This is a genomic window from Sphingomonas sp. ID0503 (genome assembly GCF_048565625.1).
Lineage (GTDB): Bacteria > Pseudomonadota > Alphaproteobacteria > Sphingomonadales > Sphingomonadaceae > JBLZUR01.
The window spans coordinates 2,354,653-2,377,454 of the sequence record NZ_JBLZUR010000002.1 but is presented as its reverse complement, the minus strand read 5'-3'; the positions used below and the strand labels follow the sequence as shown (position 1 = coordinate 2,377,454).

Genomic DNA, 22,802 nt, shown 5'->3' with positions numbered 1-22,802 from the left:
GGAAGGCCGCAGCGCTTCGTCACATGTTATCGACGCTCTTGCTGACCAGCACGTTCACCGCCACCCGGCGGTTCTGGGCCTTGCCCTCGGCTGTGTCGTTGTCCGCCAGCGGATCGGCCTCCGCCATGCCGGTAGGGGTCAGCATGCGGTACGGTTTCCAGCCGCAGGCCTGCTGCAGATAGTTGATGACGCGGGCGGCGCGCTTTTCGCTGAGCGTCTGGTTGATCTCCTCGCCACCGGTCGAGTCGGTGTAGCCGACGACCAGCAACAGCGCGTTCTCCTGCGCCTCGGCCGAGCTGGCAGCGGAGCAGAGCTGGGCCTTGTCCTCGGGCGAGAGGTCCGCCTTGCCGACATCGAAGTGCACGTTGGTCGTGCTCTTGATGTTGTACTTGTCGATGTCACCAACCCGGCCGCGCAGCTGTTCGGTGGCGGCGGCCTGTTCGGTGAAGCGCTGATCCGTGGCGTTGTGGATCATCGTCGCGGTCTTCAAGTCGCTCTTGCGGAACTCGACTTGGGTGGCGAGCAGTTGACCGCCGCCCTGCACCGTCTCGATCTCCACGGGCAGGCCATTGAGGAGCGCGTTGCCGGACAGGTTGCGCAGGCTGTTGCCGAACAGGCCTGCACCCGCCTTGATCTTCGTCGCGTCGTTGAAGGCGACGATCCGGGTGGTGCCGTCATCGGCCATGATCTTCATGGCGTCGCCCTGACGCGCGGTGATGACGCCCTTGACCTTTGGTCCCTCGGTCATTTGGGCGGGGGCTGGAGCCGGGGTCGCAACGCCGTTCACGATAATACTGGGGTCATCGTCGCCCTGCTGCTGGGCCGAGACTGCCGTGGATATTGGCAGCATGGCCATGACGAGCATGAGGCCGGCGGCATGATTATTTGAGATGATACGCATCTAGCGCTCCCTTCACCTTTCCTAAGCTCGCCTTTGCTGTTCAGCGCGACCTGTCTGGTCGATGAACATCCGCGACGAGGTGGGTGAAGGGGCGGGCAGTCGGAGCGGATCGTGCGGTGAGTTGAGCTAGCAGGTGAGAGGTCAGTGCGTGGCGAGGCCGCCGTCGATGCGCTCGCCCTTGATCAGGCGGATGGGCGACTTGTGGTAAAGTTTGAAGTCGTTGAACGGGTCGGTCACGATCTTCGTCGCCCAGACCAGGCCGGTCTGCACGTCGTAGAGGAAGAACAGGTGGACGGCGCGGAAGATGATGCCGCCGACGCCGACGACCAGCCACATGATGCCGAGATGGCGGAGGAAGCCCATCGCGCCGTCCAGCGGATCGAAGGCGCCGAACAGCGTCGGGCTGATGAGCAGCAGCACCGGGCAGCTGGCCCAGATCGACATCAGGATCCACTTGCGGGCGAGATTATACCCGATCTTGATGTCTTCCTTATGCTCGTGCGTCGCCTCGTTGACGTGGTCGTAGCCCTTCGGCTCGAAGAAGAAATGGCCGGCCTGGCGGCTGGTCATTGCGACACCCCAGGCGAGGAGTGAGGCGATCGCCGGATCCTTGAAGAGCAGCGCATAGGCGCAGAGGAAGGTCACCGCGCTGACGAAGTGCAGGCTCTGGTTGACCATAGAATGATGGTAGTAACGGTGGTCGTCCCAGCGCTGTTCGGCCAGATGCGCCTTGAATCCGATGCGTTCTTCGGCGGTCGCGGTAGTCATCGTCATGCGTCCGTCAGTTGGCGCGCTTGGTATAGCGCACGAGGGAGAAGTGGCCGAGCGGCGGGAGCGGGCGGCGCTCTGTCAGTTCGACCGTGCCGTTGGCGGCGGCCCAGGCCTCGTACCGTTCCCAGGGAAATTCGGTGCGGAAGCCGAGGCGGCTGGTGATTGGCATCAGCGCCTTTTCGATCGCGCCGCGCAAGCCCTTGCCGGCACCGACGCGGGTGGTGATGACGATTTCGCCGCCGGGGCGGACGACGCGGGCGAACTCGTCGAGCGCCTTTTCCGGGTTCGGCACGGCGGTGACGACGTACTGAGCGACGATCACGTCGAAGCTGTTGTCCTCGAACGCCAGCGCCTCGGCATCCATCACGCGGATGTCCTCGACATTCGACAGGCCGAGGTCGCGGACCCGATCGCGCGCCTTGTCGAGCATCGCGTCGGAGATGTCGACGCCGGTGAGGCGGGTGGTGCGGCGGTACTGCGGCAGCGAGATGCCGGTGCCGACGCCGACCTCCAGAATGCGGTTGCCGGCCTGTTCGGCGACGACGATCGCCTCGCTGCGGCCCTGCTTGAACACCCGGCCGAAGACCAGGTCGTAGGCGGGCGCCCAGCGGTCATAGGCGGAAGCGACCTTATCGGTCTCCATCGCGATCGCCATTCCGATTAACTCCGTAACATCAACGTCACAGAGCCTATTGGCGGGTAAATGTTTCAGCGCGGCGACAGTTGTTGAAGCAAAATCGAAGGAGAACTGACTTGTAATTGTCGCGGCGCGGACATGCCGCGTTCGCATGACTGCAACCGCGCCGTCGCTGCTTCCTGTTAACCGAACCAGAACAAAACGGAAGCGGAGCACGCAATGATGGCTACTCTCGCCAAGGCACCGGTCACGGCACGCCACGATCCGATCCCGGCGCGCGGCCGCAAGGCGATGACGCCCATGCTGCCGGACTGGTTCCATGACGACGGCCATGAGGCCGAGCCGGAACGGGAGCGGACCAAGCTGCGTACCATCTGGATCTCCGACGTCCATCTCGGCACGCCGGGCTGCAATGCGGAGCTGCTGCTCGACTTCCTCCGCTCCCACGACTGCGAGACGCTGTATCTGGTCGGCGACATCGTCGATGGCTGGCAACTCAGGAAGGGCTGGTACTGGCCGCAGAAGCATAATGAGGTCATCCGCTGCATCCTGAAGCAGGTGAAGAACGGCACTCGCGTCGTCTACGTCCCCGGCAACCATGACGAGATGTTCCGCGACTATGTCGGTCTGAATTTCGGCGGCATCGAGATGTGGCCCGAGGTGATCCACGAGACGGCCGACGGCCGCAAGCTGCTGGTCCTGCACGGCGACATCTTCGACGGCGTGGTGCTCTATGCCCGTTGGCTCGCCTTCCTGGGGGACAGCGCCTACGAGCTCCTGCTGAAGAGCAACCGCTTCGTGAACTGGGTGCGGCGCAAGTTCGGTCTGCCCTATTGGTCGCTCGCCGCGTTCCTGAAGGCGCGGGTCAAGAACGCGGTGAACTTCATCTGCCGCTTCGAGGAAGCGGTGGCCCATGCCGCGGTGGAGCGGGGCGTGGACGGGGTGGTCTGCGGCCATATCCACACCGCCGAGATCCGCGAGTTCGGCGGCATCACCTATTACAATGACGGCGATTGGGTGGAGAGCTGCACCGCTCTGGTCGAGCAGTTCGACGGTCGGATGGAGATCATCGACTGGGCGACGAAGAAGCGCGAAGAGGCGACGGAGCAGTTCGCCCGGAAGCGCATGGCGGCGGTAGCGGCCTGATCCATGCGGATCGCGATCGTCTCCGACGCCTGGGCGCCGCAGCTCAACGGGGTCGTGCGCACGCTGACCCGCACTGTCGAGATGCTGCGGGCGCGGGGGCATGAGGTCGAGACCGTCACGCCCGACGGCTTCGCGACGATCCCCTGCCCGAGCTATCCGGAGATCCGGCTGGCGCTGGGCGCACGCGGCAAGGTGGCGCGGCGGCTGAGCGCGTTCGGGCCGGAGGCGGTGCATATCGTCACCGAAGGGCCGCTCGGCTGGGCGGCGCGGCGCTGGTGCCTCGACAACGGGCGGCCGTTCACGACATCCTTCCACACGCGGTTCGCCGATTATCTGGCGGCGCGGACGCGGTTGCCGGCGGGGCTGTTCTGGCCGGCCTTGGTGCGGTTTCATCGGCCGGCGGCGCGGACCTTCGCCGCGACGGCTACGCTGGAGGCGGAGCTGCGCGGGCGAGGCATCGTCCGGACGCACCGCTGGTCGCGGGGCGTCGATCTGGCGCAGTTCACGCCCGACGCGCCGCCGTTGCCCGAGATGGCGGCGCTCGCCGCGCCGATCCAACTTTACGTCGGCCGGGTGGCGGTGGAGAAGAACATCGAGGCGTTCCTGGCCGCCGACGCGCCGGGAACCAAGGTCGTGGTCGGCGACGGACCGGCGCGCGAGGCCTTGGCCCGGCGGTTCCCGCAGGCGCGCTTCCTCGGCGCGTTGTCGGGCGCGCGGCTGGCGGGGGCCTATGCCGGGGCGGACGTGCTGGTGTTTCCCAGCCGCACCGACACGTTCGGGCTGGTGATGATCGAGGCGATGGCCTGCGGCACGCCGGTCGCCGGATATCCGGTGCCGGGGCCGCTCGACATTCTGGGCGAGCTGGCGACCGATGCGGATGGACGGCGGATCGGCGCGGTGAGCCATGACCTGTCGGCGGCGATCCTGTTGGCGCTGCAGGGCGATCGGGCGGCGTGCGTGACGCTGGCGCAGGGTTACGACTGGGCGCGGTGCTGCGATCAGTTCGAGGCGGGATTGGAGCCGTACGGGCGGGTTCGGGCGGCGGCTTAGCGACAAGCGCCTCCTGTGCTCCTGCGGAAGCAGGAGCCGTTCCCCGCGGTTCGCCGAGGCTCCTGCTTTCGCAGGAGCACGGGTGCTGTTTGCGAGCGGTGCGAGGCACGTTTGCTGCCGTGTCATGTTTCGCTAACCTCCTTTCATGGACAAGACGCTTGCCGAGTGGCTGGACGATGCGCCGGCGGATGCGGCGGCGCGGATCGGGGATGTGGCGCATGTCCGCGCGCTGCTGATCGCGGCGGCGCGGGCGGGGGAGACAGTGAGTTATTCCGGGCTGCTCGGGCAGATCGGGCTGCGCTTTACCCGACCGAAGATGCGCCAACTGATGAAGACGCTCGACCGGATCGATGCCGAGGGGCGGGCGGCGGGGGAGCCGGAGCTGGCCGTGCTGGTGGTGCGCGAAAGCGACCGCCTGCCGGGACAAGGCTGGTGGGCGGGCGGCCATGCCGAGGCGCTGGGGCACAAGGGCCCTTGGGAAGGTCCGCAAGCGGCTGCGCTGGTCCGGCGGGTGCAGCAGGCGGCGTTCGATTACTGGCGCGGACGGTAGCCGGAAGGGCCTTCGCCCGCGCGGAAGTTTGCCAAGTTTGCGCTACGTCAGGCCGGGAATCGCTGCTGCTGCGTCCCGCCGCGCCTGAAGCTCGTCCAGCTTTGCGATGATCGTTGCGCGCGTGGCCGCCTCTTCCGCTTGGCCGATCTCCCAGCGCTCCTGCCGGGTGCGTTTGCGGCCGTCAGGATCGTAGAGGGGAATGCCGTCCGCATCCACCGCCTCGCGATCCGGCTCGGGTGCAGGCGGCTCCGGCTCATCGGGGACGAGGCGGAGGGCGAGGTCGGCGTTCTTCGAGCCTTCGACATGGGTGAAGGGCAAAGGCGGGTGATCGCTGCGCCGCTTTTCCCCAAGTTCATCGGCCCAGGCATCGTCGGCGACGCGATCCACCGCGCGGGCGAGGCCGAGCGCCGCGCCGTCCGGGTGGCGTTCGGACGCCATCTTGTCTAGCCAGGCGCCGTAGCGGACCGGATCGCGGTAGCGCAGGATGAACATGGTGAGCCGCTCGTCATAGTGACGCCGCTCGCCGATCTGCTCGCCCTTGTAGAAGATGGGTCTTGAGACGCCGTGGAGCGCGCGGCTGAACGCGGCATCCGACAGGCGGCGCACGGCATAGTCGAGCGCGAACTCCCAGGCGACGCGGAAGCTCTGCGCATCGACGCGGCGGCGGAGCGCATAGGCCGAGGCGGAGGACATGCCGACCGCCGCGCAGGCGTGATCGACGCAGCCGCTTTCGCCCAAAGCCTCGATGAAGGCGACCTGCCGCTCGGGCGTCCAGCCGTCATGGCGGGCGCGGACGGGGACGGGATCGAAGTCGGGCATGGGGAAGGATGTTGGCGCGTCGGGCGGCGGCGTGGGGTGCGCGGGCGGGGGCGCGCTGGCGGCGGGGGTGGATGCGCGCGCGGGGCGGGCGGCCTTGCGGCGACGCGACCGCTTCGGGGGTCTGGACCTGCTCATCCGGCAGGGTGGATCAGATTTCGGGCGTGTAGGACAGAACAAATGTGGAACTTGGGAGCGGAGAGATCGACAAGTTTAGCGCAGAATTGTATGAAGGCGCGTATGGCACAGATGAACATTTCCATCCCCGAACAGCTCAAGCGCTGGGCCGAAGCCCGCGTGGCGGAGGGCCGGTACAGCAGCACCAGCGACTATGTGCGCGATCTGGTGCGGCGGGACCAGGAACAGGCGGAGAAGCTGGCGCGCCTGCAGGCGGCGATCGACGAGGGGCGCGCTTCGGGGATTTCGAAGCGATCGATCGAGGACATCATCGCAGACGCCCGCAAGCGTCGCGCGGGGTGATGCCGGTGCAGTTGAGCGAGGCGGCGGATGCCGATCTCGACGGCATTCTGGCATACGGCATTGAACAGTTCGGCGAGGATACGGCCGAGGCCTATGTGCGCGGGTTCGACGGCGCGCTGGCGTTGATTGCGGAGTTTTCGCCCATCGGTTCGATGCATGACGAGGTGCGGCCGCCGATCCGCAGCCTGCCGCATGGCAGTCATTACAACCTGTACGATGTCTTCGATAATGGGGTGGTGGTGCAGCGGATGCTGCACAAGTCGATGAATTTGGAGCGGTGGCTTTGATGACGGACTTCGTAGCGGACCGGTTCGTCAGGATTGAGCGCGTATCTGCGATCGGTTACTTTACGCGGCTGTGCTCAGCATCGCACGGCGATGGAGGAGCAGGTGAGCCGTAGCCGTAAGAAGACGCCGGTTATCGGCTACACCACGGCGGAGTCCGACAAGGAATGGAAGCAACGCGCGTCGCGGCGGCAGCGGCGGGCGACTCGACAGTCGCTGCACGACAAGGTGGACGGCGACGCCACGCCGCAGAAGCGCTGGTCGCTGACCAATCCGTGGAGCAGCGACAAGGACGGCAAGCAATGGCTGGCCGAGCCCGAAGCGCGATGGCTACGGAAATGACGGGAGACTTTGCGGCGGACGGGTTCGTCAAGATCATGGCGGACCACAGTTGCGAGCCGATCCGGGATCGAGACGATCTCATGGCTGAGTTGGACGATTTGCGATTGGTGCGGCACTGCGGCAGTGGCTGCATGCGTGGAGCGAGTGGTACGAACAGAACCGCATCTGGGACGGAGACTAAAGCTTCGACTCGCGCTGTTGTCGCGGAGGGTTGGCGATCGCGCGGGTGGTGAAGGCGGCGCTGCCGGATTGGACCGTCTACTGGGATGAGGCGGTGTAGTGGCGCGGCCAGCAGGCGGAATGTGGCATGGCAGTATGTGATGGACGGATAGGTTGGCACAGCTCTGGAATCCTTCCGCACAGTATGTTCCATGCACAAGACAAACGATGTTCAGCTTGTGAGTGTCGGTGTCAATGTGATGTACTCATTGAACATGGCGCCAATCCAGGTAGTAAAATTAATTCCAGGATCATCGGCTTCTTGAGAATTCCAGAGTGTTATAGTTACATAGTATTTAGTTTCGAAACGTTCTGTGGAAGTGCTTCCTTGATACCGAGCGATGCCCCACAGATGTAGTACCTTTTTTCCGTCCAGTACGAGTTGCCACTCGTTGAGTGGAATGGAGGGTGCGTTAGACCAAACCTTTTTCTCTCTTCCTAGAGCTCCCCCTTCATTCCGCCCGGGCCGCTCAGGAAAGGCAAAATCATCCGGCAGAGACCCGTCCGACACCAGGCAGTTTGCCGTCACCATCAAGTGGGTTGCTGGCGTGTTACCGACGTTCTCCCACTCGATCTGTAGCCAGCGTTCTACAACACGCCCCTGAGCGTCGAGAACATGTCTCATGTTCACAGTTTCGACGGCGATATAGGGTCGCAACTCCAAGTTCATCGAGTCGCGTGCTAGACCTATTGCCAACTTCGCGGAATGCGCGGCTTCCACCGCGGCATCCGTCGCTCTCGACGTAAAATATATAGTTACTAAAAGGGCGATTGTGCCTACGGCCGACACTGAACCACTAAATATGGAAATCAGGAGTGTAGCTTGTTCCGATCCGTAAGTTCGATCTGTACGACAATTCTCAAGCACACTTGGCGAAACACCTTCTGAGCAGGTTTTCAGAAATGCATGAGAGACACTTAGCCAGAGTAGAAGAACGAGCATAAGCGTCAAGAAAACGAATACACCGGCCGAGACTAGCCAGAGTCTAGGTAGGCGCATTGCTCATCACTCCCTCACAACGCTTAATCTGTCAATGAATGAAGTAGAAATCCCCAAGTATGGGAGAGTTAGTTCCAACCTAGTAGTAGGTGAGCAGGCAAAATCCTCAAAGTAAACCGCTTTGTCAATCCCGCTCTCGTCCACCCGCACCCATGTACAACTCGCTCCCCGTTTCCTTGAAGACGGTGCTCATGGCGGCCATGCCGGCTTCGGCTTCTTCGGCGCTCTGCGGCGCGGCGCCTCCACCATTCGGCTTTGCCGAATGGTCCCCCTCCCCGAGCAAGCTCGGGGAGGGTGTTGCGGCGAGGAACGTGTCGGCCGGCTGGTTCTGCCTGGCGGCGAATTCGCGGACTTCGGCGGTGATCTTCATGCTGCAGAATTTCGGGCCGCACATGCTGCAGAAATGGGCGGTCTTGGCGCCCTCTGCGGGCAAGGTCTGGTCGTGGTACTGTTCGGCCGTGTCCGGGTCGAGGCTCAGGTTGAACTGATCGCGCCAGCGGAATTCGAAGCGGGCGCGGCTCAGCGCGTCGTCGCGGACCTTGGCGGCGGGGTGGCCCTTGGCGAGATCGGCGGCGTGGGCGGCGAGCTTGTAGGTGACGACGCCAACCTTCACGTCGTCGCGGTCGGGGAGGCCCAGATGCTCCTTCGGCGTGACGTAGCAGAGCATCGCCGTGCCGTACCAGCCGATCATCGCGGCGCCGATGCCGCTGGTGATGTGGTCGTAGCCGGGGGCGATGTCGGTGGTGAGCGGCCCGAGGGTGTAGAATGGGGCCTCGCCACAGGCGGCGAGCTGCTTTTCCATGTTCTGCTTGATCTTGTGCATCGGCACATGGCCGGGGCCTTCGATCATCACCTGCACGTCCTGTTCCCAGGCGCGCTTGGTGAGTTCGCCCAAAGTGTAGAGCTCGGCGAACTGCGCCTCGTCATTGGCGTCCGCGATCGATCCGGGGCGGAGGCCGTCGCCGAGGCTGTAGGCGACGTCATAGGCCTTCATGATCTCGGTGATCTCGTCGAAGCGCTCGTAGAGGAAGCTCTCCTTGTGATGCGCCAGGCACCATTTCGCCATGATCGAGCCGCCGCGCGAGACGATGCCGGTGACGCGCTTGGCGGTGAGCGGAATGTAGGGGAGGCGGACGCCGGCGTGGATGGTGAAATAGTCCACGCCCTGTTCGGCCTGCTCGATCAGGGTGTCGCGGAAGATCTCCCAGGTGAGGTCCTCGGCGATGCCGCCCACTTTTTCGAGCGCCTGGTAGATGGGGACGGTGCCGATCGGCACGGGGGAGTTGCGGAGGATCCATTCACGGGTGTCGTGAATGTTGCGGCCGGTCGACAGATCCATGACGGTGTCCGCGCCCCAGCGGATCGACCACACCATCTTGTCGACCTCGCTCGCGACGTTGGAGGCGACGGCGGAATTGCCGATATTGGCGTTGATCTTGACCAGGAAGTTGCGGCCGATCGCCATCGGCTCCGATTCCGGATGGTTGATGTTGGAGGGGATGATGGCGCGGCCTCTTGCCACCTCATCGCGGACGAACTCCGGGGTGACGTAGTCGGGGATCTCGGCGCCGAAGGACTCGCCGTCACGGTTGTACTCGGACAGGCGTTCGCGGCCGAGATTTTCGCGGACGGCGACGTATTCCATCTCCGGCGTGATGATGCCGCGGCGGGCGTAGTGCATCTGGCTGACGTTCGCGCCGGGCTTGGCGCGGAGCACGCTGCGGCGGACATTGGGGAAGGGCTGCACACCGCCGGAGCGGTCAGGGCCGAGCTGGCCGTTATCCTCCGGGCGGACCTCGCGCTGGGCGACCTCCTCGACATCGCCGCGCTGGCGGATCCAGTCGCGGCGGAGCTCGGGCAGGCCGGCCATGATGTCGATGCGGGCGTTCGGATCGGTGTAGGGGCCGGAGCAGTCGTAGACGCGGATCGGCGGCTCGCCGGATGAAGGTTCGAGGCTGATCTCGCGCATGGCGACGCCGAGCGGGCCGACGTGGATCTTCTTGGAGCCGCGGATCGGGCCTGTCGTAACCTTGAGTTCGGTGCGGGCGGGAATGTCGGCCATCGTCTTCACTCCAATACGGAAGGAGAGCGTTTCGGCCGCTCCCTCCCTACGCCGGTGTCAACCGGATCAGGTTCAGCGGGTCGGAGGCTCCAGCCTCCCTCTCAAGCGCGGATCAGCGCTCCCCCGGGGATGGGTGGAGTCTAAAGGAGCCGCTTGCGTCTGTCGATGGACTTCCGGCGCTCGGCCGCGTGGCGGGCGGCGCGGGCGAAGAGGGCTTCGAGATCCTCGTGGGAGATGTCGAAGCTTTCGCCGGTCTCGGCGAGCGCGCGGTCGATGTCCTCGGCGATCGGCGGGCCGGGAGCGGGGGCGGGGCGGTGCGGGTAGCTGTGGCCGGAGAGGCGGTGGAAGAGGACGCCGCAGAGCGCCAGGACCACCGCGTTCAGGCCGATGGGAAGGAGCGCGAAGCCGAAGCCGGCGGCGCGCACCGCCTCCCCGCCGATCACCGCCGACAAGGCCGAGGCGCCGCCCGGCGGGTGGAGCGAGCGGGTGAGCGACATGACGAGGATCGCGGCGGCGACTGCGACGGCGGCGGCGAGATGCGGATCGGGGATGAGGCGCGCGGCGAGGACGCCGGTCAGCGCGGACAGCGTATTGCCGCCGATCACCGGCCAGGGCTGGGCCAAGGGGCTCGCGGGTGCTGCGAAGACGAGGACGGCGGCGGCGCCCATCGGTGCGGCGAGCCAGGGCAAAGCGGCGCTGCCCAGGACGAGCGTACCGATCACGCCGGTGACGAGGATGCCGAACAACGCGCCGGCGCAGGCGAACAGGCGGTCGCGCAGGGTGGCGCCGGCAAGGATCGGGGCGAACAGCGCACGCATTTCGCGCCTATCGGCCAAGTTCCGGAGGAGAGGCAAGGGTGCTGCGGCCCTGGAAGCCCGGTTTGAACCGGAGGCATTCTTTCCCGCGTATGGTCTCTTTGGACCGCAGCGGTCAGGGTATGCACCCGTTCACCGCATAAAAAAAGGGCCGGCTGAGCCGGCCCGTGTAAGTTTTAGGAGAGGATGCCTGAAAGGCACGCCCCTTGTGCACTGCAGCAATGTCTAGCGCAAGTGCAGAGTTGGTAAACGTGGTTGCATTTGACGCAACCGCGGCCTTCCGTTCAGATCGCTGCCACGCGGAAGGCGGGGCGGCGGCGGCGCGCGGTGGCGCCGACCAGGCCGAAGCCGGCGATGAGCATGGCCCAGCTCGACGCTTCCGGCACGGCCGGAACGCCCGTCGGGCCCTGGGTGTAGACCGTCTGGCCGGCGGTGATGCCGGCCGTCTTGATGCTGATGCCGCTGAAACCGTCGAGCCTGACGTTGCCGTAGAGCGACAGAGCGCTGAAGCCCGTGAAGGTCTGGTTCGACAGGTCCAGGTCCGGCCCGTTGTAGGTGAAGCGAAGGTTGGTGATGTCCGCCGCATCGTTGAAGTTCGGCACCGAAGGCAGATCGGCGCTGGTCAGCTCCGTCGTGGCGGTGATCAGCGGATTGGTGCTGGCCACCGAGCCGGCGACATAGCCGTCGAAGTCGAAGATCGAGACGGTCGAGCCGTTCGCCACGCCCTCCTCCTCGACGAAGCGGATGTTGTAGTTGAAGCGGTAGTACTCGCCTTCCTGAACCACGGAATCGAGAAACAGGACGGCGGCCTGCGCCGGCATCGCCGTGGCGAAGAGCGAGACGGCCGCGAGGGCCAGAGCCTTGAAAGTCATACGAACCCCTTTGCGCGAAGACCGGACCTGCCGGTTGATGCGAAGACGGAACAGGAGCTTCGAAGTTCCGATTTTAACGCGACTGCGTAACGGAATTTTTACCCTGCTTCCGCCCCAAAATGGGACCGTTTGCAGAGGGAGATTCGTCCGCGCCGAAAAGGTTCCGCTAAGTCATTGCGCGGCTTGTCGTTTCGGTCGAGCATCGGTGGATGATGACGGCAGGCGAACTGATCCCGGCCATGCGCGAGCTGATGCCGCTGCTGCGCGCGCATGTGCTGTTGAGCGGGCTTTCGGTCGGAACCGCGTTAACGATCGGCTTGCCTCTAGCGGTCTTCGCCAGCGACCGACCCCGCTTGCGGGGGCCGCTGCTGGCGGGCGCGGGTTTGTTGCAGACGGTGCCGGGGCTTGCCTTGCTGGCGTTGCTTTACCCGCTCCTGCTGCTGCTCGGGCAGGCGACGGGGCTGGCGATCCCGGCGCTCGGTTTCCTGCCGGCGTTCATCGCCCTGACGCTCTACGCGCTCCTGCCGGTGATGCGGAACGGGGTGGCGGCGATGCAGGAGGTCGATCCTGCGTTGCGCGAGGCGGCCGCCAGCCTCGGCGCCGGGCGGTTGCAGCAGATCCTGATGGTGGAACTACCGCTCGCCGGCCCCGTCATCCTGGCGGGCATCCGCACGGCGACGGTGTGGACGATCGGCACGGCGACGCTGGCCACCACGATCGGTCAGCCGAGCCTGGGCAACCTCATCTTCTCCGGCCTGCAGCTGGAGGACTGGCGGCGGGTGCTGATCGGCTGCGCCGCCTCCGCCGCGCTGGCGATCCTGGCGGACGGGCTGCTGGGGGCGGTGGAGAGCGGGCTGGCGCGGGGATCGCGGCGGCGGGCGTGGGCTGGCGTGGGGTTGATCGCGGCGGGGCTGGTGGTGGCGCTCGCCCCCGCGCCGGCCCGCGGCGGGCGGGTGGTGGTGATCGGGGCGAAGAACTTTTCCGAACAATACATCCTCGCCAGCCTGATCGAGGCGCGATTGCGCGCGGCGGGCTTCGCCACGGAGCGGCGCGACGATCTCGGCTCGGCCATCGCCTATCGCGCGACGGCGGGTGGGGATGTCGATGTGTATGTCGATTATGCGGGGACCTTGTCGGCCAATGTGCTGGGGCGGCGGGGGCGGGTGCCGGTGGCGGAGCTTTCGCGGGCGCTGGCGGCGCGGGACGGGGTGCGCGTGCTGGGCGGTCTGGGGTTCGAGAACGCCTATGCCTTTGCGATGCGGCGGGACCGGGCCGAGGCGCTGGGGATCAGGACGCTGGACGATCTGGCGCGCGCGGCGCGGAAGCTGCGGCTGGCGAGCGACCTGGAATTCCTGAGCCGGCCGGAATGGCGGGCGGTGGAGCGGGTATACGGGATGCGGTTCGCCGAGGCGCGGCCGTACAGCCCGACCTTCATGTACCGGGCGCTGGCGAGCGGGGCGGCGGACGTGATCTCCGCCTTTTCATCCGACGGGCGGATCGCGGCGATGGACCTGGTGACGCCGGAGGATAGGAGGGGGGCGTTGCCGGGGTACGAGGCGCTGCTGCTGATGTCTCCGGGGGCGGGGCGGGACGCGGCGGTGGTGGCGGCGTTGCGGCCGTTGATCGGCGCGATTTCGGTGGAGCGGATGCGGGCGGCGAATTTGATGGTGGACCGGGATGCGGACAAGCGCAGCCCGGCCGAGGCGGCGGGGTGGTTGGGGGGAATGATCAGGTCGAGCCACCTCCATCGACGAGCACTGCGAGCGGCGACGCCGTAGTCGGGGAGTTCGCAGGCATTGGCGCCATAGACTTTGATCCGAACATCCGTAACAGACCGGCGCGGGAAAACTTACAACGGTGTTTCTGATTCAATGCCTGGAAGCGATCGGAGCCTTATCGTTGCGGCTATCTTCGGACTAGCAGCGATATGCTTCGGGATCGGGCTGACGTTAGGAGGCGATTGGACCAGTCAGCCATACGAGCCATCCGGTAAGCCCCGTGCCTCCGTAGAGGAATATGCTGCGGCCGACCGCGTCAACACATTTGCTGCTTACCCCTTCGGGGAGTCAAACGCCTGCTATGGCGCTAAGAACCACGATAGCGCCGATCTATGCGCCCAATGGCGCGCTGCTATTGCCGCTGAAAAGAGCGCGTACTCGGCGCAGTGGGCTAATCGGCTCAGCATCATCGGGGCGGTGCTCACCCTTATTGGTTTGCTTTTCATCAAGCGGACCTTGGACGCTACAGTGGTTGCGGCTGAAGCTGCAAAGGGGGCTGTTGCTGAGACCCGCCGCATCGGAGAAGCGCAGACGCGATGCTACGTGACCATTATGAGCATGGAAGGAAGTCTCTTTGACAACGGGTTGGAGGTCCGCGTCAAAGTAAAGAACTCTGGCCAATCTCCCGCTCTCAAAGCCCATCTTGCGCTCAAGTTCTACGACCCGGGTGGAGTCGCTCCAGACTGGTCGATTGACCATCTTCCGCAGTCGGTGGGTGCCAATGAGGAGGCTTACCTGACGACCTGCTATTACAGGAATATTGCAGCTCATAATTGGCAGTTGGTCGTTAGGTGCCACTGTCACCTTCGAGGATGTTTTCGGAGGAGCCTACAAAGTCCGTGAGAACTTCGGCTGCATACCCTCCGACTGGCAGTTCGACAGATTCACCGTGTGCACGGAATCCAGAGATATGAAGAGCATCATGCTCGCATGGAAAGAAAAGGGCTAGGAGACCTGCGGCGGCACTAATCACGCCCCGCACTCCAAAAGAAGGCACTGGAAATCGCAGACGCGGACGGGTGCAATCTCGTTGGTGCGTTTGCTACGTAATGTCGGCGAAGTCGGGTGAGGGCTAAGACGTGGCCACCCCGTTCACGCTCACCGGCCCCGCGTGGACGATCTCCGCGCGGATCATTGCTCCGGCAGGTTCTGCCGTCTCCACCACCACCGATTGCAGCCACGGCGACTTGCCGATCATCTGGCCGGGTTTCTTGCCGGGGCGCTCCAGGAGGACGTCGACTGTCTTGCCCACCGTGCCGGCGTTGAAGGCGTGTTGTTGGGTGGCGAGGAGGGATTGGAGGCGTTGGAGGCGCTCGTCCATGACCTCCTCTGCCACGAATGCGTCGGTCATCGTCGCGGCGGGGGTGCCGGGGCGGGGGCTGTATTTGAAGCTGAAGGCCTGAGCGTGGCCGATCTCCGCCACCAGCGACAGGGTGTCTTCGAAGTCGGCGTCGGTCTCGCCGGGGAAGCCGACGATGAAGTCGCCGCTGATCGCGATGTCGGGGCGCGCCTTCCGCACCCGATCGATCACGCGGCGGTAGCTGTCGGCGGTGTGGCTGCGGTTCATCGCTTTCAGGATGCGGTCGCTGCCGGCCTGCACAGGGAGGTGGAGGAACGGCATCAGCTTCTCGACATCGGCATGGGCGGCGATGAGGCCGTCGGTCATGTCGTTGGGGTGGCTGGTCGTGTAGCGGATGCGGTCAAGGCCGGGCAGGCGGTCGAGCGCGCGGATCAGGCCGTCGAGGCCCTGGGTGCGGCCAGCTTCGTCATCGCCGGTCCAGGCGTTGACGTTCTGGCCGAGGAGCGTGATCTCCCGCGCGCCGGCGTCGATGAGGGCGCGGGCCTCGTCCATCACCTGGGCCCAGGGGCGGCTGATCTCCGCGCCGCGCGTATAGGGGACGACGCAATAGGTGCAGAACTTGTCGCACCCCTCCTGCACGGTCAGGAAGGCGGAGGGGCGGCGGTGGATGCGTTTGGGCAGGCTGTCGAATTTCGAGATCGCCGGCATGTCAGTGTCGAAAGCGCGGGCACCGTTCGCGGCGGCGGCGACCATCTGGGGCAGGCGGTGATAGGCCTGCGGGCCGACGACGATGTCGATCGCCTTGGCGCGCGCCGCCATTTCCGGCCCCTCGGCCTGGGCGACGCAGCCGGCGACGGCGATCATCGGCTTTTCGCGGGCGCGCGTCTTCTTCACGATGCGGCCGATGTCGGAATAGACCTTCTCGGCGGCTTTTTCGCGGATGTGGCAGGTGTTGAGGACGACGAGGTCCGCGTCCTCCGCGCTGGCCGTCGCGGTCATGCCCTCGGCGGCGAGCAACTCGCCCATCCGCTCACCATCATAAGCGTTCATCTGGCAGCCGAACGACTTGACGTGGAAGGTTCTGGGCGCGGCGGGCTTGTTCATGCGGCGCGCCTATAGGGGAATGCGGGAGAACGGGAAAGCGAGGCCGCCCCGGACACGAGGGCGACGCGTGGCACGCTCCGCTGCACTGTGCTGTAAAGACAGGTATTTTCGGCAAATGGCCGATTCGGGAGAGATCGATGCTGTACCGCCTCACGTCGAAGAACGACAAGGTGCACGGGACCAAGTCCGCCGACATCGTTTATGGGAAGGTCAGTTCGGGCGGAACACTGCTCTTTTCGGGCGGCATCGACAGCATCAGCACGGGCGCGGGTGCCGACCGGATCCGGGTCTATACCCACCAGGCGAAGGTCGCGGCTGGAAGCGGGAATGACGACATCACCCTTTGGGTCCGCCAGGGCAGCACGAAGGACAATGTCGTGCACGGCAATTCGGGCAACGACAGGATCCAGGTGCGGGTGTTCGATGCGGCCTCCGTCCTGGCCAAGGGCGAGAGCGGCAACGACACCTTCGTCTATGTCGAGAACAGCAAGCAGAAGGGGTCGGTGATCCTGGATGGCGGGACCGGGAACGACAGCCTGCTGCTTCCGGACGATGGCGCACGCACGACGAACGTCGCGGGGCTGACGCTCCGCTCCGTCGAGACGCTGGTCCTGAACGGTGACGTGCGCATCGCGGGCAAGCTTCTCGACGGATTTTCCCATGTCGGGGCGGTGAGCACGGCCAAGGTCCACACGATCACCATCCAGGGCACGGACGCGGTTGCGGTGGCGATCGACCAGGCGACGAAGATCGCCACGACGGCGCGGCCGACGATCGACCTTACCGGATCGAAGGGCGACCTGACGATCAACATAGGCAAATGGGACGGCCCCGGCGACGGTGCGGTGGTGACCGGAGGCTTGGGCGGCGACCTCATCTCCGCAGCGGGTATCTGGGGCGACGACACGCTCTCGGGCGGCGCGGGGGACGACACGATCGACGGCGGCTTCGGCAACGGGAACGACCTGTATGGCGGGACGGGCGACGACGTCTTCAAGGGCGGCGGCGCGGACATCTTCTCCGAAGAGGATGATGATGACGTCATCCAGTATTCCTACAACAGCTTCGACGGCGGCGACGGGATCGACACCGTCATCTACGATGCAGAGGCGACCGTGGATCTGGAGGACCGTGATCGCAACGGCGGCGCGGCATTCGAGGACTTCCTCAAGTCCATCGAGAACGTCACCGCGACGATCGCCTATGGTGACGCGGCCGCCAACCTCCTGACCGGACGGGAAGTATATGGGCGCGGCGGCGACGATGTCCTCAACGACGAATTCTCGGCCGGCAACCACGTCATGGACGGGGGAGTTGGCGACGACCTCATCGTCGCGGGCGGGCCGGAAAGCGGCGGCAGCTACAGCCTGATCGGCGGTGACGGGGCGGATACCATCGAAGTGTCCGGCACGGGTGTGTTCGTGATCGCCGGTGATGCAGGCGACGACACCATCACCGTCAGCAGCACGCAGGACACCTCCAACGAGGATACGACGATCGACGGCGGAAGCGGAGACGACCGCATCATCCTGGCCGGAGACGCGGAATTCAGCGGCGTTCCCGGGATCGATGGCGGTGAGGGTATCGACATCGTCGATTTCAGCGCGGCCTATTACGGATACCGTCCGCGCCTGACCTATGACCTGCAGAACGACACCCCGGCGAACAGCCCGCTGTCGAACGTGGAGGGGCTTGTCGGGCGCGAGTGGAAGGACATGTTCGCGGGCAACGCGGCTTCGAACCAATTCGATGGACGGGCGGGCAACGATACGCTGATCGGCCGGGACGGGACCGACACGCTACTGGGCGGCAGCGGCAACGACCTGCTCGACGGCGGTGCGGGAAAGGACTCGATCGACGGCGGCACCGGGACCGACACGTTGACCTATGCCGGTGCATCGGGCGCGGTGCGCGCGGATCTTCAGAACGGCTATTACAACAACAAGGGCGATGCGGCCGGCGACAAGATCCGCAATGTCGAAAACCTGATCGGATCGGACTTCGGCGACAGCCTGCGCGGCAATAACGTCGCCAACCGCATCGATGGCGGGGAGGGCGCCGATTTCCTCCACGGGCGCGGTGGCAACGACACCCTGGTCGCGGGGGACGGCATCGACGAGCTGACCGGCGGATCCGGCAAGGACCTGTTCGTCCTGATCGGAAGCAGCTTCGAAGAGACGGATACCGTCATCGACTTCGAAAACGGCATCGACAAGGTCGACCTGACCGGCGTTTCCGGTGCGTTCGAGGACATCGTCACCGACCAGGACGATGTGGACGGTGACGGGCAGATCGATGACCTGACGGTGACCTACGGCCAGTGGACTTTCAACCTGCTGAACGCGTCCGCGGAGAAGATCGACCGGGCAGACTTCATCATCTAGCCGGGGAACGGAAGCAGGCTGTCACCAGCCGCTGGTTCGCCCGGTGCGGCGAGGGTCCCGTTGGCCGTCAATCAACCAAACAGCCCTCGGCCGGGCCGAGCGCCGGTTGCCGGGCCATTTCCAGGCGCCATTCGGCGACGCCGATATAGTGGCGGAGCTTGCGGCAGAGGCGTTCGTCCGTCTCCCGCTGCAGCTGTTCGCGCAGACGCCTGATGTCCGCTTCGTAGATCCACTCGTACATGACCACACCCCTGTTGTCCTGTAATGGGACAGGGTTGTGCGCCGATTCCAGCCAGGGAGCGCGCACATGGATCAGCTTTGTAGAATATCTTTTCGGAACAGGCGGTTCCGCGAAATCAGGCGGAGGCCGCGCACGTCACCGCGGAAGCGGAATCGATCCCGACGCATCCAGCACCCTTGCCACCGCCGCATGAGCCTCGGCCGCGATCGCCTTGCGGTCCTGGTCGGTGCGGACGGGGGGAGGAGGGTGAGGGTCACCGGGATGGTGCCGCGCCGGCCGATCAGGCGCATGGCGTTGTGGGGCGCGCCCTCGGTCTTGGGCCAGCGGACGAGCGCCATGCAGGGGCCGTAGTCGATCGCGACCGGCTGGACGGTGACACCGGGGGTGACGGCGGCGAGGAGGGAGGCGCGGAAGGGAGCGACGGCGTAACCTTCGCCGGTGGTGCCCTCGGGGAAGATGGCGACGGGCTGGGGCCGGGCGAGCGCGCTGGCCACGGTGTCGGTCTGGGCACGGACGTCGCGGCGCGCCTCCCGCTCGACGAAGATGGTGCGGTTCTGGCGGGCGAGGAAGCCGATCAGCGGCCAGCGCGCAATCTCCGCCTTGGCGACGAAGCGCGCGTCGAGCACGCCGCCCATCAGCAGGATGTCGATCCAGCTGAGATGGTTGGCGAGGTAGAGGACCGGGCCGGAGGAGGGCGTGCCGATGACGGTCGGGTGGATGCCGCAGATGCGGGTGACACCGCTGAGGAAGATGCGCGGCACCGGCGAGGGGCGGCGGATCGCGCGCAGGAACAGGTGCAGGGGCAGGATGCCGAGGAGCAAGGCCAGCATCGCGATGATGCGCACCACCAGCGTGACGGTGACGAGCGGTAGGAGCGGGGCGGGGTCCGGGCGTGCCGTCATCAGGCCGGGTTAAGGCGGGGCGCGGGGAAGGGCAATCCGGGGGCTAAGCGGAGCGAACGGCAGGAAGCGGCGTTGGCGGCGGATGCGCGCGAAAGGGATCCTGCTGGTGTTGGTGATGGCGGCGGGTTGCTCGCCGGAGCCTGAGCGCAAGCCGGAGCGGGAGGCGCGTCCTCGGCCGACGCAGGTAATGCGCGCGGAGCCGGCGAAGCGGGACGTGGTTCAGCCACCGCCCGCCGTTCCTGCTGGTCCAGCCGCGCCCGCCACGACAGAGCGGCGTCCATCACCGCCGCGCGGACTGGCCGGCTTGTCGCGCCGGGACATCGAGACGGCCGATCTGCCGGGCGAACTCGCCTGCGGCTTGGGCGTCGAGGGGCGGGACGTGCCGCTGCTCATCGCGCGCGGCGACGTGGCGAGCGGCAGCGCAGCCTGGGGTGCCGTTCGGGCCGGCGGGCGGATCGTCCGCGTGTCGGCACCGGGCGGCTTCGACGGCATGATCCGGGGCGCGACCTTCACCGGCGCGGGCGTGACGGTGCGAGTCCGCGTGACGACCGAAATCACCACGTCGAAGATGGAGTCGCCGCCGCAGCCCGCCACACTGACCTTTACGCCAGCGGGTGGGGAGAGCCGGACCTACGAGGGCAGCTGGACCTGCGGCCCCTGACCTGTCGTCATCGCCTTCTCTTTCCGGCTCGGCTCTGCCAGTCTGTGGCGTTCCGGGCCGTTGCCCCCTGATCGGAGCGTATCCTTGCAGAGCATCCTTTTCGCGACCACCGCCGTCCTCCTCGCCATCGCACCCATCGCGGGGGTTGCCGCGCAGCCACCGGGGGCCAGCCTTACCGAGTGGAACGGCGGCTATGGCGGGGTGCCGCCCTGGGACAAGGTGACGCCGGAGGGGCTATCGGCTGCGCTCGACGCCGGGATCGCGGCGCAGGCGGCGGACTACAAGGCAATCACCGCGCAGACCGCCAAGCCGACATTCGCCAACACCATCGCGCCGATGCAGAATGCGGGCGAGACGCTGGACCGCGCGACCGCGATCTATTCGGTGATGACGAGCAACATGAGCAACGACGCCTATCGCGCGTTGCAGAAGGCATTCTCGCCCAAGCTCGCCGCCGCACAGGATGCGATCAACCTCGATCCCGTGCTGTTCGCGCGGGTCAAGGCAGTCCATGCCGACATGACCGGGCTGGACGCGCAGCAGCAGCGGCTGACGACGCGGATCTACGACCGCTTCGTGCGACAGGGTGCGAATTTGTCGCCGGCCGACAAGGCGACGCTGGCGGGATACAACCAGCAGCTCGCCAGCCTGTTCGCCGAGTTCAACAACAAGCTTCTCGCCGACGAGACCACATGGGTGGTGATCGATGACGAGAAGCAGCTCGCCGGGCTGCCTGCGTCGGTCGTCGCCAGCCTGAAGGGCGATGCGGCGGAGCGGAAGCTGGGGGGCAAATGGGCGGTGGTGAACACGCGTTCGGCGGTGGACCCGGTGCTGACCTTCGCCAGCGACCGGGCGCTGCGGGAGAAGGTCTGGCGGGCCTTCGTCAATCGCGGCGACAATGGCGATGCGAACGATACCAACGCGCTGATCGCGCAGATCGTGAAGCTGCGGGCGGACCGCGCTCATCTGCTCGGGTTCAAGACGCATGCCGACTGGCGGATGCAGGACACGATGGCGAAGACGCCCGCCGCCGCGACCGACCTGATGATGCGCGTCTGGCCCGCCGCCGTAGCGCGGGTGAAGGAGGAAGTGGCCGACGCGCAGGCGATCGCGGATACGGAGGGCGCGAAGATCACCATCGAGCCCTGGGACTATCGCTACTATCAGGAGAAGGTCCGCAAGGCGCGCTACGACCTCGATCAGGCCGAGCTGAAGCCGTATTTCGAGCTGGGCCACATGATCGACGCCGCATTCTACGCGGCGGAGCGGCGGTATGGGATCAAGTTCACCGAGATTTCGGGCAAGGTGCCGGTGTTCCACCCGGACGTGCGCGTCTGGGAGGTGACGGACGCCAAGACGGGTGGCCATGTCGGCCTGTTCTACGGCGACTATTTCGCGCGCACGGGCAAGCGTTCCGGCGCATGGGCGATGGCGTATCGCGGGCAGCAGCGGATGCCGCCCAAGTCCACGGTGCTGTCTTCCAACAACAACAATTTCGTGAAGGCTCCGGCGGGCGAGCCGGTGCTGATCAGCCTGGACGATTCGCGGACCCTGTTCCACGAATTCGGCCATGCGATCCATGCGTTGTTGCAGGACGTCTATTATCCGGGGCTGGCGGGGACGCCGCGCGACTTTGTCGAATTTCCGAGCCAGGTGAACGAGCATTGGGTGCTGACCCGCGACGTGCTCGACAAATATGCCCGCCACTACAAGACCGGCGCGGCGATGCCGCAGGCCCTGGTCGACAAGATCCAGAAGAGCCTGACCTTCAACCAGGGCTTCGCGACGGTGGAGTACCTGTCCTCCGCGATCGTGGACATGAAGCTGCACACGGTGCCGGACGGCGTGGTCGATCCCGACCGGTTCGAGCGGGAGACGCTGACGGCGATCGGCATGCCGAGGCAGATCGTCATGCGCCACCGACTGCCGCAGTTCGGGCATCTGTTCTCGTCAGACAGCTATTCGGCGGGGTACTATTCGTACCTCTGGTCGGAGACGATGGACGCCGACACCTGGGCCGCGTTCAACGAGGCGGGCGGGCCGTGGGATCAGACGGTGGCGGAGCGGTTCAAGAAGACGCTGCTTTCGACCGGCAACGAGACCGACCGCGCGGAAGCTTATCGCGCGTTCCGGGGGCGCGACCCGGATGTGAAGGCGTTGCTGAAGCAGCGCGGCTTTCCGACGGAATAGGCCGGGATTCCTTGTGATTTGCTGAGCCGACGGGCGCTCCTTTCGTCGCAGGTGCGAAGGAGCGCCCCGGGGTCCGACGTGATCGAACTTCGAACGAAACGTGCGCGTCGAGATCGTACGGGCGGGATTAACTTCAGTCGATGGCAGCGACTTGCGACGGATTAGCGCGGAAAAGCGCGCGACCATATCGCGAAGACAAAAAAAGGGCCGGCCCGGAGGCCAGCCCTGAAGTCTTAGGAGAGGATGCCTGAAAGGCACGTCCTTTGTGCATCGCAGCACGGCAGATGGCAAGTGCAA

21 protein-coding genes and 1 riboswitch are annotated in these 22,802 nt (G+C 65.6%); of the genes, 10 read left to right on the top strand and 11 right to left on the bottom strand.

All coding sequences use genetic code 11. The features are described from left to right. Positions 1-19: 19 nt before the first annotated feature. The 3 genes from ACM608_RS12615 to ACM608_RS12605 all read right to left on the bottom strand — a co-directional run bounded on the left by ACM608_RS12615 (position 20) and on the right by ACM608_RS12605 (position 2,327). Positions 20-901: an OmpA family protein gene (locus ACM608_RS12615; RefSeq protein WP_419683569.1), complete on the bottom strand. Its 882-nt coding sequence runs from the start codon at positions 899-901 to the stop codon at positions 20-22. A 141-nt stretch (positions 902-1,042) separates the two neighbouring features. Further along, on the bottom strand, positions 1,043-1,675 hold the full coding sequence (locus tag ACM608_RS12610) for a hypothetical protein (protein WP_419683567.1): 633 nt from the start codon (positions 1,673-1,675) through the stop codon (positions 1,043-1,045). A 7-nt stretch (positions 1,676-1,682) separates the two neighbouring features. Then, complete coding sequence (locus ACM608_RS12605) at positions 1,683-2,327, bottom strand: class I SAM-dependent methyltransferase (protein ID WP_419683565.1); 645 nt, start codon at positions 2,325-2,327, stop codon at positions 1,683-1,685. Between the two features lie 282 nt (positions 2,328-2,609). On the opposite strand from ACM608_RS12605, the gene ACM608_RS12600 reads away from it, so the two are divergent. From ACM608_RS12600 to ACM608_RS12590, 3 genes are all read left to right on the top strand, one after another. Continuing rightward, the gene (locus ACM608_RS12600; protein WP_419685196.1) at positions 2,610-3,455 is read left to right on the top strand and encodes a UDP-2,3-diacylglucosamine diphosphatase; all 846 of its coding nucleotides are present in this window, start codon (positions 2,610-2,612) and stop codon (positions 3,453-3,455) included. Positions 3,456-3,458: 3 nt separating this feature from the next. Beyond that, positions 3,459-4,505 (top strand): glycosyltransferase family 4 protein, encoded by a 1,047-nt coding sequence (locus ACM608_RS12595; RefSeq protein ID WP_419683563.1) that lies wholly within the window; start codon positions 3,459-3,461, stop codon positions 4,503-4,505. A 145-nt stretch (positions 4,506-4,650) separates the two neighbouring features. Next, positions 4,651-5,055 (top strand): ribose-phosphate pyrophosphokinase, encoded by a 405-nt coding sequence (locus ACM608_RS12590; protein ID WP_419683562.1) that lies wholly within the window; start codon positions 4,651-4,653, stop codon positions 5,053-5,055. A gap of 42 nt (positions 5,056-5,097) precedes the next feature. Here ACM608_RS12590 and ACM608_RS12585 read toward each other — a convergent pair whose 3' ends face one another. After that, on the bottom strand, positions 5,098-6,009 hold the full coding sequence (locus ACM608_RS12585) for a hypothetical protein (protein WP_419683561.1): 912 nt from the start codon (positions 6,007-6,009) through the stop codon (positions 5,098-5,100). Between the two features lie 111 nt (positions 6,010-6,120). Here ACM608_RS12585 and ACM608_RS12580 point away from each other — a divergent pair, with 111 nt between their 5' ends. The 3 genes from ACM608_RS12580 to ACM608_RS12570 all read left to right on the top strand — a co-directional run bounded on the left by ACM608_RS12580 (position 6,121) and on the right by ACM608_RS12570 (position 6,977). Continuing rightward, complete coding sequence (locus tag ACM608_RS12580) at positions 6,121-6,351, top strand: type II toxin-antitoxin system ParD family antitoxin (RefSeq protein WP_419683560.1); 231 nt, start codon at positions 6,121-6,123, stop codon at positions 6,349-6,351. A gap of 5 nt (positions 6,352-6,356) precedes the next feature. Further along, positions 6,357-6,638: a type II toxin-antitoxin system RelE/ParE family toxin gene (locus ACM608_RS12575; RefSeq protein ID WP_419683559.1), complete on the top strand. Its 282-nt coding sequence runs from the start codon at positions 6,357-6,359 to the stop codon at positions 6,636-6,638. Positions 6,639-6,740: 102 nt separating this feature from the next. Continuing rightward, on the top strand, positions 6,741-6,977 hold the full coding sequence (locus tag ACM608_RS12570; RefSeq protein ID WP_419683558.1) for a hypothetical protein: 237 nt from the start codon (positions 6,741-6,743) through the stop codon (positions 6,975-6,977). A 391-nt stretch (positions 6,978-7,368) separates the two neighbouring features. Here ACM608_RS12570 and ACM608_RS12565 read toward each other — a convergent pair whose 3' ends face one another. The 4 genes from ACM608_RS12565 to ACM608_RS12550 form a co-directional block, all read right to left on the bottom strand. Then, a complete protein-coding gene (locus ACM608_RS12565; protein ID WP_419683557.1) occupies positions 7,369-7,917 on the bottom strand; it encodes a hypothetical protein in 549 nt (182 codons plus the stop codon). Positions 7,918-8,320: 403 nt separating this feature from the next. After that, positions 8,321-10,258 carry a phosphomethylpyrimidine synthase ThiC gene (gene thiC, locus ACM608_RS12560; protein WP_419683556.1) on the bottom strand — a complete coding sequence of 646 codons (1,938 nt, stop codon included), beginning with the start codon at positions 10,256-10,258 and terminating at the stop codon, positions 8,321-8,323. A gap of 26 nt (positions 10,259-10,284) precedes the next feature. Then, positions 10,285-10,393, bottom strand: a riboswitch (TPP riboswitch). 5 nt (positions 10,394-10,398) lie between these two features. Then, the gene (locus ACM608_RS12555) at positions 10,399-11,076 is read right to left on the bottom strand and encodes an HPP family protein (protein WP_419683555.1); all 678 of its coding nucleotides are present in this window, start codon (positions 11,074-11,076) and stop codon (positions 10,399-10,401) included. A gap of 281 nt (positions 11,077-11,357) precedes the next feature. Further along, positions 11,358-11,945, bottom strand: coding sequence for a PEPxxWA-CTERM sorting domain-containing protein (locus ACM608_RS12550; RefSeq protein ID WP_419683554.1), 588 nt, complete (start codon positions 11,943-11,945; stop codon positions 11,358-11,360). A gap of 209 nt (positions 11,946-12,154) precedes the next feature. Between ACM608_RS12550 and ACM608_RS12545 the strand changes: the two genes are divergently transcribed. Beyond that, on the top strand, positions 12,155-13,723 hold the full coding sequence (locus ACM608_RS12545) for an ABC transporter permease/substrate-binding protein (protein WP_419683553.1): 1,569 nt from the start codon (positions 12,155-12,157) through the stop codon (positions 13,721-13,723). Between the two features lie 1,072 nt (positions 13,724-14,795). On the opposite strand, the gene miaB is transcribed toward ACM608_RS12545, so the two are convergent. Further along, the gene (gene miaB / locus ACM608_RS12540) at positions 14,796-16,127 is read right to left on the bottom strand and encodes a tRNA (N6-isopentenyl adenosine(37)-C2)-methylthiotransferase MiaB (RefSeq protein WP_419683552.1); all 1,332 of its coding nucleotides are present in this window, start codon (positions 16,125-16,127) and stop codon (positions 14,796-14,798) included. A gap of 137 nt (positions 16,128-16,264) precedes the next feature. Here miaB and ACM608_RS12535 point away from each other — a divergent pair, with 137 nt between their 5' ends. Then, a complete protein-coding gene (locus ACM608_RS12535; protein WP_419683551.1) occupies positions 16,265-18,511 on the top strand; it encodes a calcium-binding protein in 2,247 nt (748 codons plus the stop codon). A 67-nt stretch (positions 18,512-18,578) separates the two neighbouring features. On the opposite strand, the gene ACM608_RS12530 is transcribed toward ACM608_RS12535, so the two are convergent. Then, on the bottom strand, positions 18,579-18,752 hold the full coding sequence (locus ACM608_RS12530; protein ID WP_419683550.1) for a hypothetical protein: 174 nt from the start codon (positions 18,750-18,752) through the stop codon (positions 18,579-18,581). Positions 18,753-18,823: 71 nt separating this feature from the next. Beyond that, entirely contained in the window at positions 18,824-19,654 is an 831-nt protein-coding gene (locus tag ACM608_RS12525) for a lysophospholipid acyltransferase family protein (RefSeq protein WP_419683549.1), read from the bottom strand. A gap of 82 nt (positions 19,655-19,736) precedes the next feature. On the opposite strand from ACM608_RS12525, the gene ACM608_RS12520 reads away from it, so the two are divergent. After that, positions 19,737-20,315 (top strand): hypothetical protein, encoded by a 579-nt coding sequence (locus ACM608_RS12520; protein WP_419683548.1) that lies wholly within the window; start codon positions 19,737-19,739, stop codon positions 20,313-20,315. Between the two features lie 84 nt (positions 20,316-20,399). Beyond that, positions 20,400-22,505, top strand: a complete 2,106-nt coding sequence (locus ACM608_RS12515) for a M3 family metallopeptidase (RefSeq protein WP_419683547.1) — start codon at positions 20,400-20,402, stop codon at positions 22,503-22,505. Positions 22,506-22,802 lie beyond the last annotated feature (297 nt).